We start from the raw sequence: 17,979 nt of genomic DNA on the forward strand, positions 1-17,979 counted from the left end.
TAAAAATAAAAATTGACGTTCACGTTGTTTGTTTCGTTCAGTTTTCAAAGAACTTGTCCGCCGCTTCAGAAGCGACTTCATCATATTAACATCTTCATTTTTCGATGTCAACTATGCTTTTTAATTTCTTTTTGTCGTTTTCTGCGTTTCCGCATCAGCGACGTTTATTAATATACCATCATGATTTTTAAATAACAAGTGTTTTTTATAAAAAAACACAAAAAATTATCTAGCCTACTTTCTTCTATAGAAAGAACCATTATCCTTTCTACTGAAAACATTCATTTTGATTGTAGACAACTTACTATACACCATCATCAACCAGACAGTATTCCACATAACCCCCTAATCTTTAGCCCTCTTCCTTTTAAATTTTACAATAACCACAACTCTACTTAAGAAGGACAAAAAAACATTTAAATGTAGAGTAACAAAAAACGAGTCCACTACACTAGAGAAAAACTTTAATTAACGCTTCGCTTCAACAATTAGGAATTTCACTTTCATAAATAACGAACTTCCCTTCAAAATATTAGCTTAAGATTATTGTTAGAATTTTTTTACATTAAATTAATGAAAAATATCCATTTTTTGTTATATAGTAAGGAAGTGCCCACACAACTATAAATAAACTAATGGAGGAATTATCTTATGGATAGGTTAACAAAGTTTTCATTAAAAAACCGAGCTGCTATTATCATCATGGTTTTTCTCATTTCCATACTCGGCGTTTATTCCGGCTCTAAATTACCTATGGAATTTTTACCAAGCATCGATAACCCCGCAATAACTGTTACGACATTGTCTCAAGGGCTCGATGCTGAAACGATGACCAAGGACGTGACTGATCCTCTCGAAAAACAATTTCGTAATTTAGAACATATCGATGGCATCACTTCTTCTACACATGAAGGGTTATCGCGCATCGACATCGCATATACATCCAAGGCAAATATGAAAGACGCGGCACGCGAAGTCGAGAAAGCAATTAATACAATTAAATTACCTAAAGATGTAACTAAGCCTGTAGTTAGCCAATTAAATACTTCTATGATTCCACTCGCTCAAATCACCATCCAGAAGCAAAACGGATTTTCAAAAGCTGACGAAAAACAAATCGAGAAAGAAATCGTACCACAACTCGAAAGCATTGATGGTGTTGCCAATGTTATGTTTTTTGGAAAATCAACTTCCGAATTATCCATCGTACTTGATCCTAACCAACTAAAAGATAAAAACGTAACATCACAGCAAGTATTAACAGTTTTACAAGGAAAAGAAACTTCCACTCCAGCCGGAGCAATTACCGTTAATAAGGAAGAATACAATCTTCGTGTCATCGGGGATATAAAAAATGTAAATGACATAAAAAACATCACCGTTACACCTCAAGTAAAATTACAAGATGTCTCTCAAATTGAACTAAAACAACATTACGATACAATCTCACACATAAACGGAGAAGAAGGAACAGGATTAGTCATCATGAAAGAACCGAGTAAAAACGCGGTTGCAATTGGAAAAGAGATTGATAAAAAGATTAAAGATATAAGTAAGCAATATAAAGATCAGTATTCTATTAAACTTTTAGCTTCAACTCATGAGCAAGTTGAAAATGCTGTTACTAGTATGGGCAAAGAAGTAATCCTTGGTGCCATTGCCGCGACTCTCATTATCTTAATCTTTTTACGTAGCTTTCGAACAACGCTCATCGCTGTCGTCAGTATCCCATTATCTATCCTATTAACACTATTTTTACTCCACCAATCTAACATCACACTTAACATTTTAACTCTAGGTGGCTTAGCCGTTGCAGTTGGACGTCTCGTCGATGATAGTATCGTTGTCATCGAGAATATTTTCCGTCGTTTACAAAAAGAATCTTTCTCTAAAGATATTATTCTCAATGCAACAAAAGAGGTCGCCGTCGCAATTACCTCTTCTACTTTAACAACAGTCGCCGTTTTTTTACCTATCGGTCTCGTATCGGGAGTAATTGGAAAACTAATGTTACCTATGGTGTTAGCAGTTGTATATTCTATACTTTCTTCCTTAATTGTGGCATTAACAGTCGTTCCACTTATGGCTTTTTTACTGCTCAAAAAAACAAAACGTCGCAATTCACATTCTTCACCGCGATATGTCGCTACATTAAAGTGGGCTCTTTCTCATAAGTTTATCATTCTACTCACTTCTTTTTTATTATTTGCAGGATCAATCGCAGCCTACATACTACTTCCGAAAGCGAACATAAAGTCTGAGGATGATACAATGCTTTCCGTTAACATGACATTTCCAGCTGGTTATGATTCTGAAGCTAAAAAACAAAAAGCCTTTGATTTCGAAAAGAAACTCCTCTCTAATTCTGATGTAACAGATGTTATTTTACGAATGGGATCTAGCGCAGAAGATGCACAATGGGGACAGACAACGCAAAACAATCTTGCAACTATATTTGTAGTCTTTAAAAAAGGATCTGACATCGACCAATATATTAAAGAATTAAAAAAAGAACATACAGCTTTCGAACCAGCTGAACTTGATTATATAAAAACGAGTTACTCTGACTCCGGAGGCGGAAACAACTTACAATTTAATGTAACAGCTACTAACGAAACAAATTTACAAAAGACCGCTAACATCGTCGAAACAAAACTAAAAAGCATGGATTCTCTTTCCAAAGTAAAAACAAATATAGAAGAATCTAAAAAAGAATGGCAAATTCATATCGATCAAACAAAGGCCGAGCAACTAGGTTTAACACCAGAATTAGCAGCACAACAAGTATCATTCCTTATGAAGAAATCTCCTATTGGGGAAATCTCAATCAATAATGAAAAAACAACTATTATGATAGAACATAAAAAGGTATCCATTAACAAACAAGAAGATATTTTAAACACAAACATACTATCACCTATTAACGGACCAATTCCTTTAAAAGACATTGCAACTATTTCAGAAAAACAACTTCAAACGGAAATCTTCCATAAAAACGGGAAAGAAACGATTCAAATTACTGCAGAAGCTTCAAGTGACGATTTAAGTAAAGTAAGCGCAGAAGTAAACAAAGCGATAGCCGACTTAGATTTACCTAACGGGGCAAAAGTAAATATTGCAGGTGCTACTGAATCTATGCAAGAGAATTTCACTGATTTATTTAAAATTATGGGGATTGCAATCGGGATTGTATATTTAATTATGGTCATCACATTCGGGCAGGCGCGTGCTCCTTTTGCAATTTTGTTCTCCTTGCCATTAGCTGCTGTCGGAGGTATTTTAGGATTAATCATTTCCAGAACACCTGTTGATGTAAATTCCTTGATTGGCGCATTAATGTTAATCGGAATTGTCGTTACAAATGCTATTGTATTAATAGAAAGAGTCCAACAAAATCGAGAAAACGGTATGGAAACAAGAGAAGCCCTATTAGAAGCCGGCTCCACTCGATTACGTCCAATTATTATGACAGCCATAACAACAATCGTCGCTATGCTACCACTACTATTCGGCCAATCTCAAGCGGGCAGCATGGTATCAAAAAGTCTAGCTGTCGTTGTAATTGGTGGCTTAGCCGTTTCAACCGTTCTTACATTAGTAGTTGTTCCTGTTATGTATGAACTATTAGATAAAATCGGGAGAAAAAGACGCTCCCGCAGAAAAATAAGCACTTCAACAGAAACACCTGATATTTAAACCAAAAGGCGTTATCTTCATAATTGAAGATAACGCCTTTTTTATCCCTCTACCTATCCATAAAGTGAAACTTTAATCAGTGGGGGATTTTGTCCATCCCCCACTGATTATTAACCCGCACCAATCGGGCGTTTACGGGCAGTTTAGCTCCCATCTAACTCCTTTGCTCCAGCTGATTTTTGAGGTGGGAGTTTTACTTCCCACAAATAGCGGGATAAATATAATCCATCACTTTTTTACCATACTTCTCTAACGGCTCTTCAGAATCCACAATAAGATATTCACCGTGTAAAGGCCTTTTACTGCCAGCCAGACATTTTTGAAATGCTACTTCTGATTCTACTTTTGTAATTTGACTTATCTTACGTTCACGCGTTTGTAACCTACGATTAATTTCTTCAATATTATTAAGATAACATTCAATATATTTATATGTAGCACCATGTTTCTGACATAAATCTATTCCTTTTTTAACCATCCCTTCGTAGAGACACGGACTATCTAATATCACACTGTGCTTTTGCTCCAACAAAGAACCGATCAGTTCCCACTCAATATCATAGGAGATCCCCCCAACCACTGTTGGTTCAACACCTTTTTCCTTTAATGATTTTAATAAAGCTGATTTCACGACGTCATGATCTACAATAACAGCACCTGTTAATTTAGCGATATACTTAGAAAGTGTTGATTTCCCAGATCCAGGAAACCCCGACATTTGCAGAAAAAACACTTCCAAACCCCTCCCTATTTTCATCCGAATTTCTATATATCAAGTTACCTATTCGGTCACTCTTCTTCTTTTCCTGCCAATAACAAAATGACCGTAAAAAAACTCCCTGTTTTATAAACAGAGAGTTTTCATCTTCAACTTATGCCGCTTTTACCTTCTTCGTCGTTTTACTTTTTCTTTTCGTTCCTGTAAAGCGCTTATGCAATACAGATGCTACCAAGCGCGAAATGACATTGAATAGTAATACCATAATAATTAATACAGCTGCAGATTTTGTCGCAATCAACTTCGCATCTGGGATAATCCCTTCAGAGTTCAACTTCCAAATATGAACCGCTAACGTTTCCGCTGGTCGAAATGGATTCAACGGATGAGCCGGACTTGAAAAGTCTGCTGCAGAATTTAAAATTGGGGATGTTAAACCCGCTGTATAAATTAACGCCGCAGCCTCACCAAATATACGCCCTGCCGCTAAAATAATCCCCGTAATAATTTGTGGTAATGACGATGGAATAATAATACGGACAATTGTTTGCCACTTTGTTGCACCTAATCCAAGACTCGCCTCTTTTACATTATGAGGAACTTCAGAAATCGCATTTTCACAAACACGTGTTAAACCAGGCAAATTTAAAATAGTTAAAGCAAGAGCTCCACCCATTACTGTATATCCCCAGCCTGTCATTGTAACAAACACTAACAAACCAAATAGTCCAACAACAATAGAGGGTAACGACGCCATCGTCTCAATACATAAACGAACAAAACTCAAAAAACGCCCTTGTCTTGCATACTCCGCTAAATATATTCCAGCACCTAATCCAAGAGGAATTGATATAATAAGTGTTATAACAAGCATGTAGAAGGAATTGAATAACTGCGGACCAATTCCACCACCAGCTCTTGTATTACTTGGTTCTCCGAATAAGAAACTAGGATCCCAAAATCCCCATCCCTTTTGCAGAATTTCAAAAACTAAGAACACTAGCAAAGCTACAACTAAAGCCGCAACTGCATAAAAGATACCTGTCCAAACTTTATTTACCGTTCTTGCATTCATTATTATCGCTCACCTCTTTGCCCAATCGCTCGAATTACTAAAATAAACAGGAATGAAATAACAAGTAAAATCATCGCTAAAGTCCATAACGCATTGTTCCAAGCTGTTCCGTTCAATGTATTCGTCATATCCATTGTCAGAATACCCGTTAACGTTGCTGTCGGACTATATATTCCTTCTGGTAATTTAATCGTGTTCCCGATTACCATTTGAACCGCTAATGCTTCACCAAAAGCACGCGCTAAACCTAAAACTATACCTGTTAAAATCCCTTGTTTTGCAGCTGGAACAATCACTCGGCTAATCGCTTGCCATTTCGTTGATCCTAAACCGTAAGAAGCTTCCAAGTAATCAAATGGAACAGAGCGTATTGCATCAGAAGCGATACTAGCAATAGTAGGTAAAATCATAATACTTAGCACAATAATACCTGCAATTAAACTAAAGCCTACTCCACCAAACGAATCACGTAATAGAGGGACTAAAATTGTAACCCCCAATAATCCGTATACAACTGACGGAATACCCACTAATAATTCAAGAACAGGTTTCAATACTTTATTCCCAAACTTCGGCGAAATTAAATTCATGAATATAGCAAGAGCTATAGCAATCGGTGCACTAATAACGACCGCACCTAACGACACAAGCGTCGAACCTACAATAAAGATTACAGCACCATACGTGCCTTGATCAGCATTCGGATTCCATTTTGTCGATGTTAACACCTCAGTAAATGAGATACCACTTTGCGTAAAAGATTGAATTCCTTTACCACAAATAAACGCAATAATAGCTAATGTAACCAAAACAATAAAAATACCACAAAACGTAACGAGTGATCTTCCTATATATTCACTCTTTACGTAATTTATTTGTTTTTTCCCCTTCATCACAGGACAGACCCCACTTCATAAATTGAAATGAACAGGACTGGCCTTGCAGCCAGCCCCATAAATTTTATTACTTATTTAATTTAGACATCGGAATGTAACCCATATCTTCTACTTGTTTTTCAAAGTCTTTACCTTTTACATAGTCGATGTAAGCCTTAGTTGCTTCCTTCGCTTCACCTTTCGTTACCATGTACTCGTAAGACCAGAATGGATATTTACCAGCAGAAATATTTTCAACTTTCGGTTCAGATCCATCAATTTTAACCGTTTGTAACGCACCTTTTTTCTCACCAACCATGTAAGACATTGCTAAGTAACTAACTGAACCTGGAGTAGAGTTAATCGCTTGCTCTACAGCACCATTAGAATCTTGTGTTGTACCAGTTCCATCATTAATTTTCGCGTCTTTCATAACTGTCTTTTCAAAAGTAGCACGTGTACCAGATGAAGCTGGCCGGTTAATTACATTGATTTTTTCATCTTTTCCGCCTACTTCTTTCCAGTTCGTTACTTTTCCAGTGAAGATATCTTGCACTTGTTTCACTGTTAAGTTATCAACTTTTACATCTTTATTTACGACAAGTGCGAATGCGATACCCGCAACTTTGTTATCTACTAATTCTTTTGCTTTTTCAGCATCTTTTATTTTATCTCCAGCTGGAACATCTGAGTTACCAATTTGTACCGCACCAGATGCTACTTGGTTAATCCCAGTTCCACTACCGCCACCTTGAACTTGAATAGAAACTTTTGAATTTTTCTCCATGAATTTCTTTCCAGCTTCCTCCGCAAGAGGTTGAAGAGCTGTAGAGCCAGCCGCTGCAATCGTACCTGATAATTCTTGTTTTGCATCGCTACCTTTAGCAGCTTCCTTATTATCCGTACTTTCTGCTTTTCCACATCCAACTAATGCACCTGCAACAACTAAAGCCGCTAAAGAAAATTTAATACCCTTTTTCATAACCATGTCTTGTACCCCCATTTGGATTATCACTTTTCGAATTCATCTTCTTTCGAACACAAATTCATTGTAGGACAACAATATTATGTGAGTGTTAAGCAATTTTTAAGTTTAAGTAAATAGGGATAACATCCCGCAAAAGCTAGACATTCCAACATTTATAGTTGAAAAACCCAACAAAATCCACACTAAACATGCATTATTGTAAATTTAATCTTAACAATGTAAAGCTAGTGTAAATAATTTTCTGCATTTTCCCCTTTAGATTAAAACTACATTTACAATCACCCTATATTTTTAAGGTTTTACACCCTTACTTTATTTACATTGAGAAGAATTTCAGTAATATTTTTCGGTACAACTAAATAAATTGGAACAATTCTAAAAATAATTGAATATTTTTAAAGTACTAATTGACAGCATCATCCAATGTGGTCTACTATATTACTAACAAAAAGTTTACCTAAGGAAACTTTTTAAACTTAAACTAACAATATAGAGATGAGGTAACTTTTATGGTATCGGCTAATACAAAACCACTTTCTGAATTTAAAACAGGAGAGTTTGTACAAATTGAGAAGATACAATTAGAAGGAACTATGAAACGACGTTTATTAGACTTAGGATTTATCCCTGGGGCAACGATTAAAGTATTACAACGCAGTCCACTTGGGGATCCGGTCGCTTATCAAGTAAGCAACACAACTATTGCACTACGTAAGGAAGAAAGTTCCCTTATTTTCGGGGTATTAATAGGAGATGATTTCAGATGAGCAAACATCGTATTGCTTTAGCTGGCAACCCGAATACCGGGAAAAGTACATTATTTAATACTTTAACAGGCTTAAAACAACATACTGGAAACTGGACGGGGAAAACTGTTTTAAAGGCTGAAGGGGAATATAAGCACGGCGGAAATATATATACAATAATAGATTTACCTGGAACTTACTCACTATATTCAAATTCCGCGGACGAAGAAGTAGCGAGGGATTATATTATATTTGAAAAGCCAGAAGTAGCTGTAGTTGTTATAGACGCAACTGCTATGGAGAGAAATTTAAATTTAGCACTCCAAGTGATGGAAATGACAAGCAACGTAGTCATTTGTATTAACTTAATTGATGAAGCTGAGAAAAAAGGCATTGTTATTGATGAAAAGAAATTAGCAAAATCACTCGGTGTACCTGTAGTTAAAATCTCTGCTCGTAATCGAGTAGGCATTGGACATTTGCTAAATGTCATCGCTAAAGTAGCAAATAAAAAATTAATTCCAACACCAATTAAAATTTCTTACAGTGAAAAAATTGAAAATATGATTCAGGAATTAGAACCGCAAATTTATAAAGTGTTCGGTGATACGTATCCAGCACGTTGGATTGCTTTACGTATTTTAGATGGAGATAAAAATTTCTTAACTACACTTCAAAAACACCATAATGAACCACTTGTAAGGGAGGTCGTAATGAATGGAATCTCACTCAGCCAGTAAAGCTCTTCCATTAGACTATATTATTCAACATGCACAAGCACTCTCAAAAGAAGATATACGAGATGATATTGTCGGAGATATTTATCGAACATCTGCAAGCATATGTAAAGAGTCTGTTCAATATACAAATACTGATAAATTGTATCGTTCTGAAAAACTAGATAAAATTTTCACATCTCCCATCTGGGGATTCCCAATTATGCTCGGTATTTTATCTATTATTTTTTATCTTACAATTGCAGGCGCTAACGTACCATCTGATATGATTGCTGAATTCTTCGGATGGGCAGAAGGATATTTAACATCTTGGTTCCAAGCAGCGCATGCACCTGAATGGTTACATGGCATTTTAATACTTGGTTTATTCCGTGGTATCGGTGCTGTTATTAGCGTTATGTTACCACCTATGGCAATCTTTTTCCCTATGTTCGCACTATTAGAAAACTACGGATACTTACCACGTGTCGCTTTTAATATGGATCGCTTATTCAAACGCTCCGGTGCACATGGCAAACAATCTTTAACAATGGCAATGGGCTTTGGTTGTAATGCAGCCGCTATTATGTCAACACGTATTATTGAATCACCACGTGAACGAATGCTTGCAATCTTAACAAACAACTTCGTTCCTTGTAACGGTCGCTGGCCTACGTTAATTTTAATGGCTTCATTATTTATGGCTGCTGGTTATACAGGTAGTATGCAAACATTAGTTACTGCTGGCGTTGTAGTTGGAATGGTTGTAATTGGTGTTATTATGACATTAACTGTTTCTTGGGTACTATCAAAAACAGCTTTAAAAGGTGTGCCAACTCACTATACTCTTGAGTTACCACCATACCGTAAGCCAAAAGTTTGGAATACGATTGTACGTGCAACACTCGATAAATCAGTCTATGTTTTAAAACGAGCTGTTGTTGTAGCTGCCCCTGCAGCTGCATTAACTTGGTTACTAGCTAATATTTTCATCGGTGACACAAGCTTACTTATGTATTTTGTAAACTTCCTAGATCCATTCGCTAAAATGTTAGGACTTGACGGGTTTATTTTAGCTGCATTTATTCTTGGACTACCAGCGAATGAAATTGTTATCCCGATTTTATTAATGTCTTATTTATCAACTGGGGCTTTAACTGAAATAGATGATTTTAACCAAATTAAAAATCTATTCTTAGAAAATGGTTGGACTTGGTTAACAGCGTTAAATACAATGTTGTTCTCACTCCTTCATTTCCCGTGCGGAACAACACTGGTTAACATATATAAAGAAACAAAAAGTGCAAAATGGACATTCTTATCGTTCGCAATCCCTACTGTTATTGCCATTGTTGTTACATTCCTCTCTACACAATTGGTACATTGGTTAGGACTTGTATAAAAAACAAAGCATACATAGAAGGTATCCCCCTTCACATATGCTTTGCGCGAAAGAAACCTGAATTTATTCAGGTTTCTTTTTTTTCCATGGCTGCGCTCCATACGTCGTAATTTTTTTATGAATAAAGTATATAACTCCTGGAAGAACCGCCATTAATATCGTGCAACTAATTCCTAGTCCAGTAAACAACTTAAATCACCTTATTTCACTCTCTTCGGTAAAGCTGAACCTGAATGCTCAATTGTCGGATGAACATGAACAGTAACCTCAGCATTACTAAAATAATTTTCACCTTGATCCCAATTCTTATCTATCTTCTTCCATTCTTTATAATTATGCCGCTTATATACTTCTCCTAACGCTAATACATCTACCTTATATTTTTTTTGAACAAGCTTAATCGATTTTTGAATACGCTTCTCCATTTCCTTCGAAATATCCCTCTTCAAGCGCTTTTCATTCATAACTTGTTTATGATCACTAAAGTGCAACTCAGCCAATGTACCTTCCAGAGATAAATGAATATCAAACTTCGGTTTTGTAGCATTTGTCGTAGACACTTTAATCTTTCGGTGCACCTTATGAATTTCATATGTAATAAGCTGGTCTTTTTTACGGATAGTAAAAAAACCTCCAATTTTTTTACCTATTATATAATTCATTCCTACTGTTTGTTCTCCGCTCAAACTGCCTACACACTTATTATCCTTCCCACGAAACAACGCTGCCCCGTTCATTTGTACCCCTTGTTTTGTTAGTTCGAGAATAGGTAATACGAAACTTTGGTTAGAAATCATCTTTTCCTGTACTTCACCAATTCTTGCAGCTTCAATCATTTGAGCATTTTTCGGAGGGTGTTCAGCTAACATATCAATATACTGCGCCGGTAAATTTTCAGGCTTGGCACTCTGCTTTAAGATAGCTTCTGCATTTTTCTCAGAAACGAACAAACGAATATTTCTTCTCATCTCGTGATCGCGAATATATACATCTAACGTATTTTGCAAAACATATGGATTCGCTAGTAAATCTTTAGAAAAAATTATCACTTGTATATGCGGAAAGAATAATGAACGACTAATTTTTTTAGCGATAATTCGTATTTGCTCAAAGACACTATCCGCTTTCGCACTAACATTAATATAATTTTCTCCACCTCCATCACCTTGTCCACCTTGTTGCGATAATTTACTAGGGAGTACCATCTGATACGTCCCTTTCATAATTGGATTTGCTTTCTTTTCCTTTACAATATCGTAAGCTGCACCTACTACAAATCCTCTTTCTTCTATTTCTTCTAACTCAGAGCACCCACTTATAGATCCAGCTAAAACCATAACCATTATTATTTTAAGAAGGTGTTTCATTTCTACCATTCCTTCTTTTTATTTTATATACAATAAAAACTAACAAAGGTGCTAACACGACAAACCCCATATCTATCCAAGCTAAATAAGTCCCATAACTTGACAATTCTTTCAAATTACTAGGTATCATATTCACCATAAAAATAATCGGAGCACTTACAAAAATAAAAATATGTTTCTTCACTTTTGGAAACATAGCACAAAATAATAAAGATGCGACGTCATAATACATTGCTGTAGTGTTATAAATAGTAATAATCCAAGTAGTAAAAAAAATGGCATCAAATCTTTCTAAAAACCCTCCACCAATTTCAATTTCTTTTCCTAATTCAATTGTTGGATATGTCAATCCACGTGTTGTCATATACGTAAAAACACTAATACAAGTTACATAAATCAAAATGTATGACAACACGTTTACGATCACCGCTTTTGCAACTGCCATTGGCGCTTTTTTCGCTGCCTTATCATTCAACAACACAGCATAAAACAGAGCTACCTCAAATCCGATGAATGTAAAAATAGAATTTTTAACTCCTACAGCATACTGACTGACATTTGTTTGAAAAGCCGGTAGTAAATTATCTATTTCCATTAAGTTCACATTCAATAAAGAAAGAAGCACTATCGCAATTAAAACAATTGGTAGGAATAGAACATTTAATCTTAATAAAGCCGCTCTCGATCCTGCCACTCCATAAATAACAACTAATAAGAAGAAGAAAGACAATAGCTGTATTGGTGTATCACTAAATAAATATGTTTGTGAAATAACCGCAATCATTCGCGATTCATATGCTGTCAGAGCTGCAAACGTTAATACTAAAATGCTACTAATTGTGTATGCAACAGGTTTCGTCAAATGTGCACTTGTATATTGAACAAAGTTTTGTTTTGGGAATAAAATAGCTACCCTCGTTACAAACCAACCTAAAACCGCACATATCAATCCACCCAAAAGCAAAATAATCCAACCGTCCGAAAATAAAGTTTGATCAGCAATATCTCTCGGCATAGACAATGCCCCTATACCAATAATGGTTGACGATACCGCAAACCCAATTTCCCGAGATCCAATCTCTTCATCCCCATACTCAAATGGTTTCAATTACTCTCGCTCCTTTGGACGTAATGTAGAGTCTTTCGTTTGTAAATATTCTGGTCTCTCTTTTAACATTGATTTTGGTAAGCGAACCAATTCTTCTTCCCAATCTTTATAAAAAGCAGGAGCAATAGGTGTTGTATACGGTACCCCAACACTCTTTAAATTTGTAATATGGATCGCAAGTGCAATAAGAGCTAAAATAATCCCGTACAATCCAAAAGCAGTCGCGGCTAACACGAAGACGAAAAGTAAAATTCGAAATGTAATCGTAATGCTATATACAGGCAGTGAAAATGTAGCAATTGCGGTAACCGCAATAATAATTACTAAAAACGGATTTACAATCCCTGCATTTACTGCCGCTTCTCCAATTACAAGACCACCTACGATGCCAATTGTTTGTCCCATCGGTTTCGGAAGCCTAATCCCGGCTTCTCGTATTAATTCCATCGTTAATGCCATCATTAACGTTTCTATATAAGCAGGAAACGGCACCCCTTCTCTCGCTCCCGCAATGGAATAAGCTAGTTTAGATGGAATAAGCCCTTGATGATACGATACAAGCGCTACGTACATGGCAGGTAATAAAACAGCAGCGATACCTGATCCCATACGTAAAATTCTTAGTAACGTTCCAATTATCCAACGCTCGTAATGATCTTCTACAGATTGAAAAATATCAACAAACACTAGTGGCGCTATAAGAGCAAATGGTGACCCATCTACTAAAATGGCCGCTTTCCCTTTCGCCAATGCAGCCACTATATTATCTGGTCTTTCTGTATTTAAAAACTGCGGAAACGGCGACAAATTATTATCTTGAATTAATTGCTCAATCGTTCCCGTCTCAAAAATGACATCTGTCACTATTGATTGAAGACGCCGATCTAGTTCTTTTACAATATAAGGGTTAATAATATCTTCTATATATACTAGGGTTACTTCTTTCTGCGATCGTTTCCCCATAATATAAGATTGAAACCGTAACTTCGGATCACGTAAACCACGGCGAATTAGCATTTTGTTCACATTAATATCTTCATTTAATCCAACTCTCGGTCCTCGTATTAAATCTTCTGTCACTGGAGGCTCTAGACTTCTTTTCTCCCAAGCTCTACTGTTAACAACAATAGCCGTTTGAATATTATCAATTAATATGACTGTATCTCCTGCTAAAACCGCATTTATAATATCTGGAAAAGTCGTCTTCATACCGACTTCTGCAATAGAAATAAAACGATCCAATAATGTCTGAACCACAGCTGCTTCATTTGGTATTTCTTCATATTGAAGTGTACGAACTACATATTTATAAACATTATCCTTATCTGTCAATCCACATAAAAAAACAACCGCACAACGTGTAAAACTACCAGCAAGAGCAACTTCTCTAATTGTTAAATCATTAGGTGAACCTAACTCATCTCTAATGTCCTTCATAACTTCAAACAAGTTACCTTTTAGCTCTAACAATTTCCCCACCTAACTTCCTTTTCAACAAGTTTTTAGTTAGATTCCGCTAATAGAAGAAAATATATACAAAAAAGAGCTATCTCTTTTCGAAGATAGCTCTAACACACGAATTACTTTTCTACTATTATATTGTCGGTCTTTACAGATACATTTCTTGTGAATCCACTAACTACAAACATCACAATAATGTTAACTAACAACGCGACTATACCTACATTCAAATCTTTCATATACTGCGGGACACCCGGAAACATCGTAGCTATAGTAGAACCAGATAAAGTGATATATGCGACAATTAACAATCCAATTCCCATCCCCGCAATCGCACCTTGTTTCGTAATAATTTGACGAGGAAACAAACTACATACAAGCGCAGGGAAAAGTTGCGTAACTATACTGTACCCCATTAAAAGAAGAGCCCCTATCGTTTCTCCTCCTTTAAATGTAAACAATACTGCAACAAACGTTACGACAGGTACAAATAACTTAGCTGCTTTTGCAACTTGTCTATCTGAAGCAGATGGCACCATTGTTCGGTAAATATTTTTTGCTAACAACGTAGATGCCGCCATAACAAGCATGGAACCTGGAACTAATGCCGTTAACACTCCTGCACTACCAATAATACCAATAAACCATGGATCAAACGTTTGAAGAGCCAGACGGAATAATGAAAGATCTACATCCGCTCCCTTTAACCCTGGAACTTGCAAGATAGCAGCAAACCCTGCAAAAAATACGAAAAGTAAAACTAAAGAATACAGTGGCATAATTGCCGCATTTTTACGAAATACTTTTTCATTTTTTGCCGAGAAAGCAGAAGCGAATGTATGGGGCCACATATAGAAACCAAGAGCCGTTAATATAATAGTAGAAACAAACCAAGAAATACTCATTCCTTCTTCAGGTAAAGATAAAAAACCTGGTTTCGCTGCTTCTACAGCTTCGAACATCGGCTGAAATCCTCCATAATAATGGTACGGTAAATATATACCTAAAAACATAACGATAAATAGTATCATAATATCCTTCAAAGCAGCTGTCCAAGCCGATCCATGTATACCTGAAACCATTACATATATAGTTATAACAATAGCACCAATCCATACTGCAATAACTGGTGATACTCTTCCATAAGATGCTTCCGAAACGATGATCCCTAATCCCTTTAGCTGTAAAACGAGATATGGGATGATAGAAATTACACCAATAATTGAAACAATTATTCCAAGCGTCTTACTGCTATATTTTTTCGCAAAAAAATCGGACTGTGAAACGAGGTTATGCTCTTTTGCATATTTCCAAATGGGAGGCAATAAGAAATACGATAAAATATAAGCTAATGCACCATACCCTAAAATATAAAAAGTAGGAGCTCCTTTACTATACGCCCAGCCACTTCCTCCTAAAAATGTGAATGTCGTATAAATTTCGCCTGCCATAAGGAGAAAAACGAAAATAGTTCCAAACCCTCTTCCTCCAACTGACCATTGCTCTAAATTCATATCTTTTCCACGTTGGGCTCGAATCCCTAAAAATAGCGCTAAAAATAAGAATAAAATAATGATAAGTAATGCTGTCATTTCACATCCCCCTTATTAGCAGGATCGAATACGTACACAAGCCCCATACAAAGAGACGTAATGAGCACTGATAATAATACCCAAAATAATAGAAATGGCATCCCAAGTACGTAAGGAGTGACCGAATTTGCAAATACTGGTCCAATCACTAAACAAAGAACTGGAATAAGTGCTAGCACGTGTATTTTCTTCATCTCATTCTCCTTTACTTATAAAATTCATAATGGATGATACAAAGACTTCCATTCCAATTGGTAATGCATCTTCGTCAATTGTAAAACGAGGATGGTGATGCGGATATATAATTCCCTTCTCTTCATTGCCTGCCCCTATAAAAAAGAACGTCCCTGGTGCCTTTTGTAAAAATGCCGAAAAATCTTCTCCTGCCATCGTTGGTTGTAAACGAACAACTCCTTCTCTTCCATACAGCTGTAATACCGTATGTTCAATAAGCTCTGTAACTTCATAATCGTTCACAACTGGTCGATATCCATACTCATAAGAAAATGTATACTTAGCACCGTATGATTCTGTAATATGTTTGACAATCCGTTCAAGCTTCTCCTTTGTTTCCTCTCTTAATTCATGCCTTAAACTTCTCACTGTCCCCTCAATCTCCGCTTGTTCCGGGATAACATTATGGGTTGTCCCAGAATGAAATTGCGTAACAGATACTACGAGAGAATCTAACGGGTTCGTGAGGCGAGATACAATTTGCTGGATTTGCGAAACAACTTGTGCACCAATGGCGATACTATCAACTGTTTCGTGCGGAATTCCAGCATGCCCACCTTTTCCCTCTATCGTAATTTTAAAAACGTCCGGTGCCGCCATCGCAGGACCATAAATTACACCTATTTTCCCAACCTCTAATGACGCCCAAAGATGAGCACCAATAATGTAATCCACACCTTCCATCACTCCCGCTGCGACCATTTCTTCTGCACCACCCGGAAAGTTTTCTTCTGCATGTTGAAATAAAAAGCGAATCTCTCCTTTAACTTTCTCTCTTTCCTCTACCAACTTATGTACTACACCAAGCAATATTGCCATGTGACCATCGTGACCACACGCATGCATCACACCTGGATATGTAGAAATAAAATCAAATTTATTTTCTTCATGAATAGGAAGAGCATCCATATCAGCACGAACCGCGATGGTTTTACCAGGCTGCTTACCAATTAACCTTGCCATTACACTATATTTAGTAGGTCGTGAAACTTCTAAATACGGGATTTTCCGAAGTATGTCGAATACAAATTGAGATGTTTTTTCCTCTTGAAAAGATAACTCTGGATACTTATGAAAATGCCTTCTCCACTCAATCAACTGATTCTTTGATAAAACAAGTTCTTTTGCGACATCCATTTCTCTTCTCCCCTTCTTCACCAAGTTAAATGTTATTATAGCGTGAATTGTTAACTTTTAAAAGAATCTTCTGAATTTTCTATCTTAAAGTAATAAAAATAAAAAGCCATCCTCAAGATGACTTTTTACTCTTATAAAATAGTAATAGCTTGTTTCCCCATTTGCTCCCAAGCTTGCTCAAATTCTGCTCGTGGAACAGCGAAACGTGGATTGTTTTTTAGAGGATCATTTACATATACAAAGTTTTGATCGTATCCAACCACTACTACACTATGCTCAAAATATGTAATTTTCACTTTGCCAGAGCTTGTATTCCATGTTTCAAAACTACTCTCAGCTAGTGGCTTAAACGTTGTATTAATAATGACCCATACTGGCGAACCAGAACTAACTACTTTATATGTATCTTGCACGTCTCTACCTGTTAAATTAACTACTTTTTCAGGGGCATATTTTTCTGCTAAATTAAAAATGGGTTGATTATATACACCATAGCCTGGCTCTGCCTTAGTATAAATATTTCCAACGAACCCTTCATAAGGATTTCCACGTAAACCATTTTGTTTAAATGGAACACGATGAATTTCGCTAGCAAGTTGCATCTTATCTACTTGTATACCTTTGTATTGCAGCAACATAGCCAAACTTGTAACTTCACATCCACGAGGTAATTCTGGTAACTGCTTTATAAACGGAACATTTTCAATCATAGCCGCTTCTTTCATTTCAGATAGAAACTCTAAACGGAACACTTGTGCCTTTTGTATAATTTTATCTTTCCCTATAAAAAACGCGGCAGCAAATATAATTCCAAAAACAAAAAGATATTTTAACTTTTTCATTTTAAACAAAACTCCATTAATT

At 36.2% G+C, this 17,979-nt stretch carries 16 protein-coding genes; 4 read left to right on the forward strand and 12 right to left on the reverse strand.

The annotated features are described in order from the left end of the window. The first annotated feature begins 651 nt into the window (after positions 1 to 651). Positions 652 to 3,696, forward strand: coding sequence for an efflux RND transporter permease subunit (locus tag MRBLBA3_RS05810; protein ID WP_363380177.1), 3,045 nt, complete (start codon positions 652 to 654; stop codon positions 3,694 to 3,696). A 193-nt stretch (positions 3,697 to 3,889) separates the two neighbouring features. Here MRBLBA3_RS05810 and MRBLBA3_RS05815 read toward each other — a convergent pair whose 3' ends face one another. From MRBLBA3_RS05815 to MRBLBA3_RS05830, 4 genes are all read right to left on the reverse strand, one after another. Then, complete coding sequence (locus MRBLBA3_RS05815) at positions 3,890 to 4,429, reverse strand: AAA family ATPase (protein WP_044738613.1); 540 nt, start codon at positions 4,427 to 4,429, stop codon at positions 3,890 to 3,892. A 139-nt stretch (positions 4,430 to 4,568) separates the two neighbouring features. Continuing rightward, positions 4,569 to 5,489, reverse strand: a complete 921-nt coding sequence (gene pstA, locus MRBLBA3_RS05820) for a phosphate ABC transporter permease PstA (RefSeq protein WP_097811271.1) — start codon at positions 5,487 to 5,489, stop codon at positions 4,569 to 4,571. A gap of 2 nt (positions 5,490 to 5,491) precedes the next feature. Beyond that, a complete protein-coding gene (pstC, locus tag MRBLBA3_RS05825) occupies positions 5,492 to 6,382 on the reverse strand; it encodes a phosphate ABC transporter permease subunit PstC (RefSeq protein ID WP_002074494.1) in 891 nt (296 codons plus the stop codon). Positions 6,383 to 6,452: 70 nt separating this feature from the next. After that, the gene (locus MRBLBA3_RS05830; protein ID WP_000245113.1) at positions 6,453 to 7,352 is read right to left on the reverse strand and encodes a phosphate ABC transporter substrate-binding protein PstS family protein; all 900 of its coding nucleotides are present in this window, start codon (positions 7,350 to 7,352) and stop codon (positions 6,453 to 6,455) included. A 509-nt stretch (positions 7,353 to 7,861) separates the two neighbouring features. Between MRBLBA3_RS05830 and MRBLBA3_RS05835 the strand changes: the two genes are divergently transcribed. From MRBLBA3_RS05835 to MRBLBA3_RS05845, 3 genes are read left to right on the forward strand one after another with little or no spacing between them, the layout of a single operon-like run. Further along, positions 7,862 to 8,119 carry a FeoA family protein gene (locus MRBLBA3_RS05835; RefSeq protein ID WP_000252989.1) on the forward strand — a complete coding sequence of 86 codons (258 nt, stop codon included), beginning with the start codon at positions 7,862 to 7,864 and terminating at the stop codon, positions 8,117 to 8,119. Continuing rightward, the gene (locus tag MRBLBA3_RS05840) at positions 8,116 to 8,838 is read left to right on the forward strand and encodes a FeoB small GTPase domain-containing protein (RefSeq protein ID WP_000033876.1); all 723 of its coding nucleotides are present in this window, start codon (positions 8,116 to 8,118) and stop codon (positions 8,836 to 8,838) included. Before MRBLBA3_RS05835 ends, MRBLBA3_RS05840 begins: the two co-directional genes overlap by 4 nt. Next, positions 8,816 to 10,216 carry a nucleoside recognition domain-containing protein gene (locus MRBLBA3_RS05845; RefSeq protein ID WP_000443587.1) on the forward strand — a complete coding sequence of 467 codons (1,401 nt, stop codon included), beginning with the start codon at positions 8,816 to 8,818 and terminating at the stop codon, positions 10,214 to 10,216. The genes MRBLBA3_RS05840 and MRBLBA3_RS05845 overlap by 23 nt, the downstream gene beginning before the upstream one ends. A 63-nt stretch (positions 10,217 to 10,279) precedes the next feature. Here MRBLBA3_RS05845 and MRBLBA3_RS05850 read toward each other — a convergent pair whose 3' ends face one another. From MRBLBA3_RS05850 to MRBLBA3_RS05885, 8 genes are all read right to left on the reverse strand, one after another. Beyond that, positions 10,280 to 10,405 carry a hypothetical protein gene (locus MRBLBA3_RS05850; protein ID WP_000494000.1) on the reverse strand — a complete coding sequence of 42 codons (126 nt, stop codon included), beginning with the start codon at positions 10,403 to 10,405 and terminating at the stop codon, positions 10,280 to 10,282. 11 nt (positions 10,406 to 10,416) lie between these two features. Further along, positions 10,417 to 11,583, reverse strand: coding sequence for a Ger(x)C family spore germination protein (locus tag MRBLBA3_RS05855; protein WP_000681644.1), 1,167 nt, complete (start codon positions 11,581 to 11,583; stop codon positions 10,417 to 10,419). Next, positions 11,567 to 12,691 (reverse strand): spore germination protein GerLB, encoded by a 1,125-nt coding sequence (gene gerLB / locus MRBLBA3_RS05860; protein ID WP_000801986.1) that lies wholly within the window; start codon positions 12,689 to 12,691, stop codon positions 11,567 to 11,569. Before gerLB ends, MRBLBA3_RS05855 begins: the two co-directional genes overlap by 17 nt. After that, positions 12,692 to 14,170 carry a spore germination protein GerLA gene (gene gerLA / locus MRBLBA3_RS05865; RefSeq protein ID WP_052662048.1) on the reverse strand — a complete coding sequence of 493 codons (1,479 nt, stop codon included), beginning with the start codon at positions 14,168 to 14,170 and terminating at the stop codon, positions 12,692 to 12,694. A gap of 101 nt (positions 14,171 to 14,271) precedes the next feature. Then, on the reverse strand, positions 14,272 to 15,744 hold the full coding sequence (locus MRBLBA3_RS05870) for a sodium:solute symporter family protein (protein WP_000125945.1): 1,473 nt from the start codon (positions 15,742 to 15,744) through the stop codon (positions 14,272 to 14,274). Further along, positions 15,741 to 15,938, reverse strand: coding sequence for a DUF3311 domain-containing protein (locus MRBLBA3_RS05875; RefSeq protein WP_000719864.1), 198 nt, complete (start codon positions 15,936 to 15,938; stop codon positions 15,741 to 15,743). Before MRBLBA3_RS05875 ends, MRBLBA3_RS05870 begins: the two co-directional genes overlap by 4 nt. 1 nt (position 15,939) lies before the next feature. Continuing rightward, positions 15,940 to 17,115 carry an amidohydrolase gene (locus MRBLBA3_RS05880; protein WP_000382110.1) on the reverse strand — a complete coding sequence of 392 codons (1,176 nt, stop codon included), beginning with the start codon at positions 17,113 to 17,115 and terminating at the stop codon, positions 15,940 to 15,942. 131 nt (positions 17,116 to 17,246) lie between these two features. Further along, positions 17,247 to 17,957: a C39 family peptidase gene (locus MRBLBA3_RS05885; protein ID WP_002100311.1), complete on the reverse strand. Its 711-nt coding sequence runs from the start codon at positions 17,955 to 17,957 to the stop codon at positions 17,247 to 17,249. Between the last annotated feature and the right edge of the window lie 22 nt (positions 17,958 to 17,979).

The sequence above is a fragment of the Bacillus sp. LBA3-1-1.1 genome (genome assembly GCF_040676495.1).
Taxonomy (GTDB): Bacteria; Bacillota; Bacilli; order Bacillales; family Bacillaceae_G; genus Bacillus_A; species Bacillus_A nitratireducens.

Coding starts and splice junctions, on each gene's coding strand:
- MRBLBA3_RS05845 (WP_000443587.1), top strand. CDS start 8,816: ATGGAATCTCACTCAGCCAGTAAAGCTCTTCCATTAGACTATATTATT.
- MRBLBA3_RS05855 (WP_000681644.1), bottom strand. CDS start 11,583: ATGAAACACCTTCTTAAAATAATAATGGTTATGGTTTTAGCTGGATCT.
- MRBLBA3_RS05885 (WP_002100311.1), bottom strand. CDS start 17,957: ATGAAAAAGTTAAAATATCTTTTTGTTTTTGGAATTATATTTGCTGCC.
- MRBLBA3_RS05880 (WP_000382110.1), bottom strand. CDS start 17,115: ATGGATGTCGCAAAAGAACTTGTTTTATCAAAGAATCAGTTGATTGAG.
- MRBLBA3_RS05870 (WP_000125945.1), bottom strand. CDS start 15,744: ATGACAGCATTACTTATCATTATTTTATTCTTATTTTTAGCGCTATTT.
- MRBLBA3_RS05810 (WP_363380177.1), top strand. CDS start 652: ATGGATAGGTTAACAAAGTTTTCATTAAAAAACCGAGCTGCTATTATC.
- pstC (WP_002074494.1), bottom strand. CDS start 6,382: ATGAAGGGGAAAAAACAAATAAATTACGTAAAGAGTGAATATATAGGA.
- MRBLBA3_RS05830 (WP_000245113.1), bottom strand. CDS start 7,352: ATGGTTATGAAAAAGGGTATTAAATTTTCTTTAGCGGCTTTAGTTGTT.
- pstA (WP_097811271.1), bottom strand. CDS start 5,489: ATGAATGCAAGAACGGTAAATAAAGTTTGGACAGGTATCTTTTATGCA.
- MRBLBA3_RS05875 (WP_000719864.1), bottom strand. CDS start 15,938: ATGAAGAAAATACACGTGCTAGCACTTATTCCAGTTCTTTGTTTAGTG.
- MRBLBA3_RS05835 (WP_000252989.1), top strand. CDS start 7,862: ATGGTATCGGCTAATACAAAACCACTTTCTGAATTTAAAACAGGAGAG.
- MRBLBA3_RS05840 (WP_000033876.1), top strand. CDS start 8,116: ATGAGCAAACATCGTATTGCTTTAGCTGGCAACCCGAATACCGGGAAA.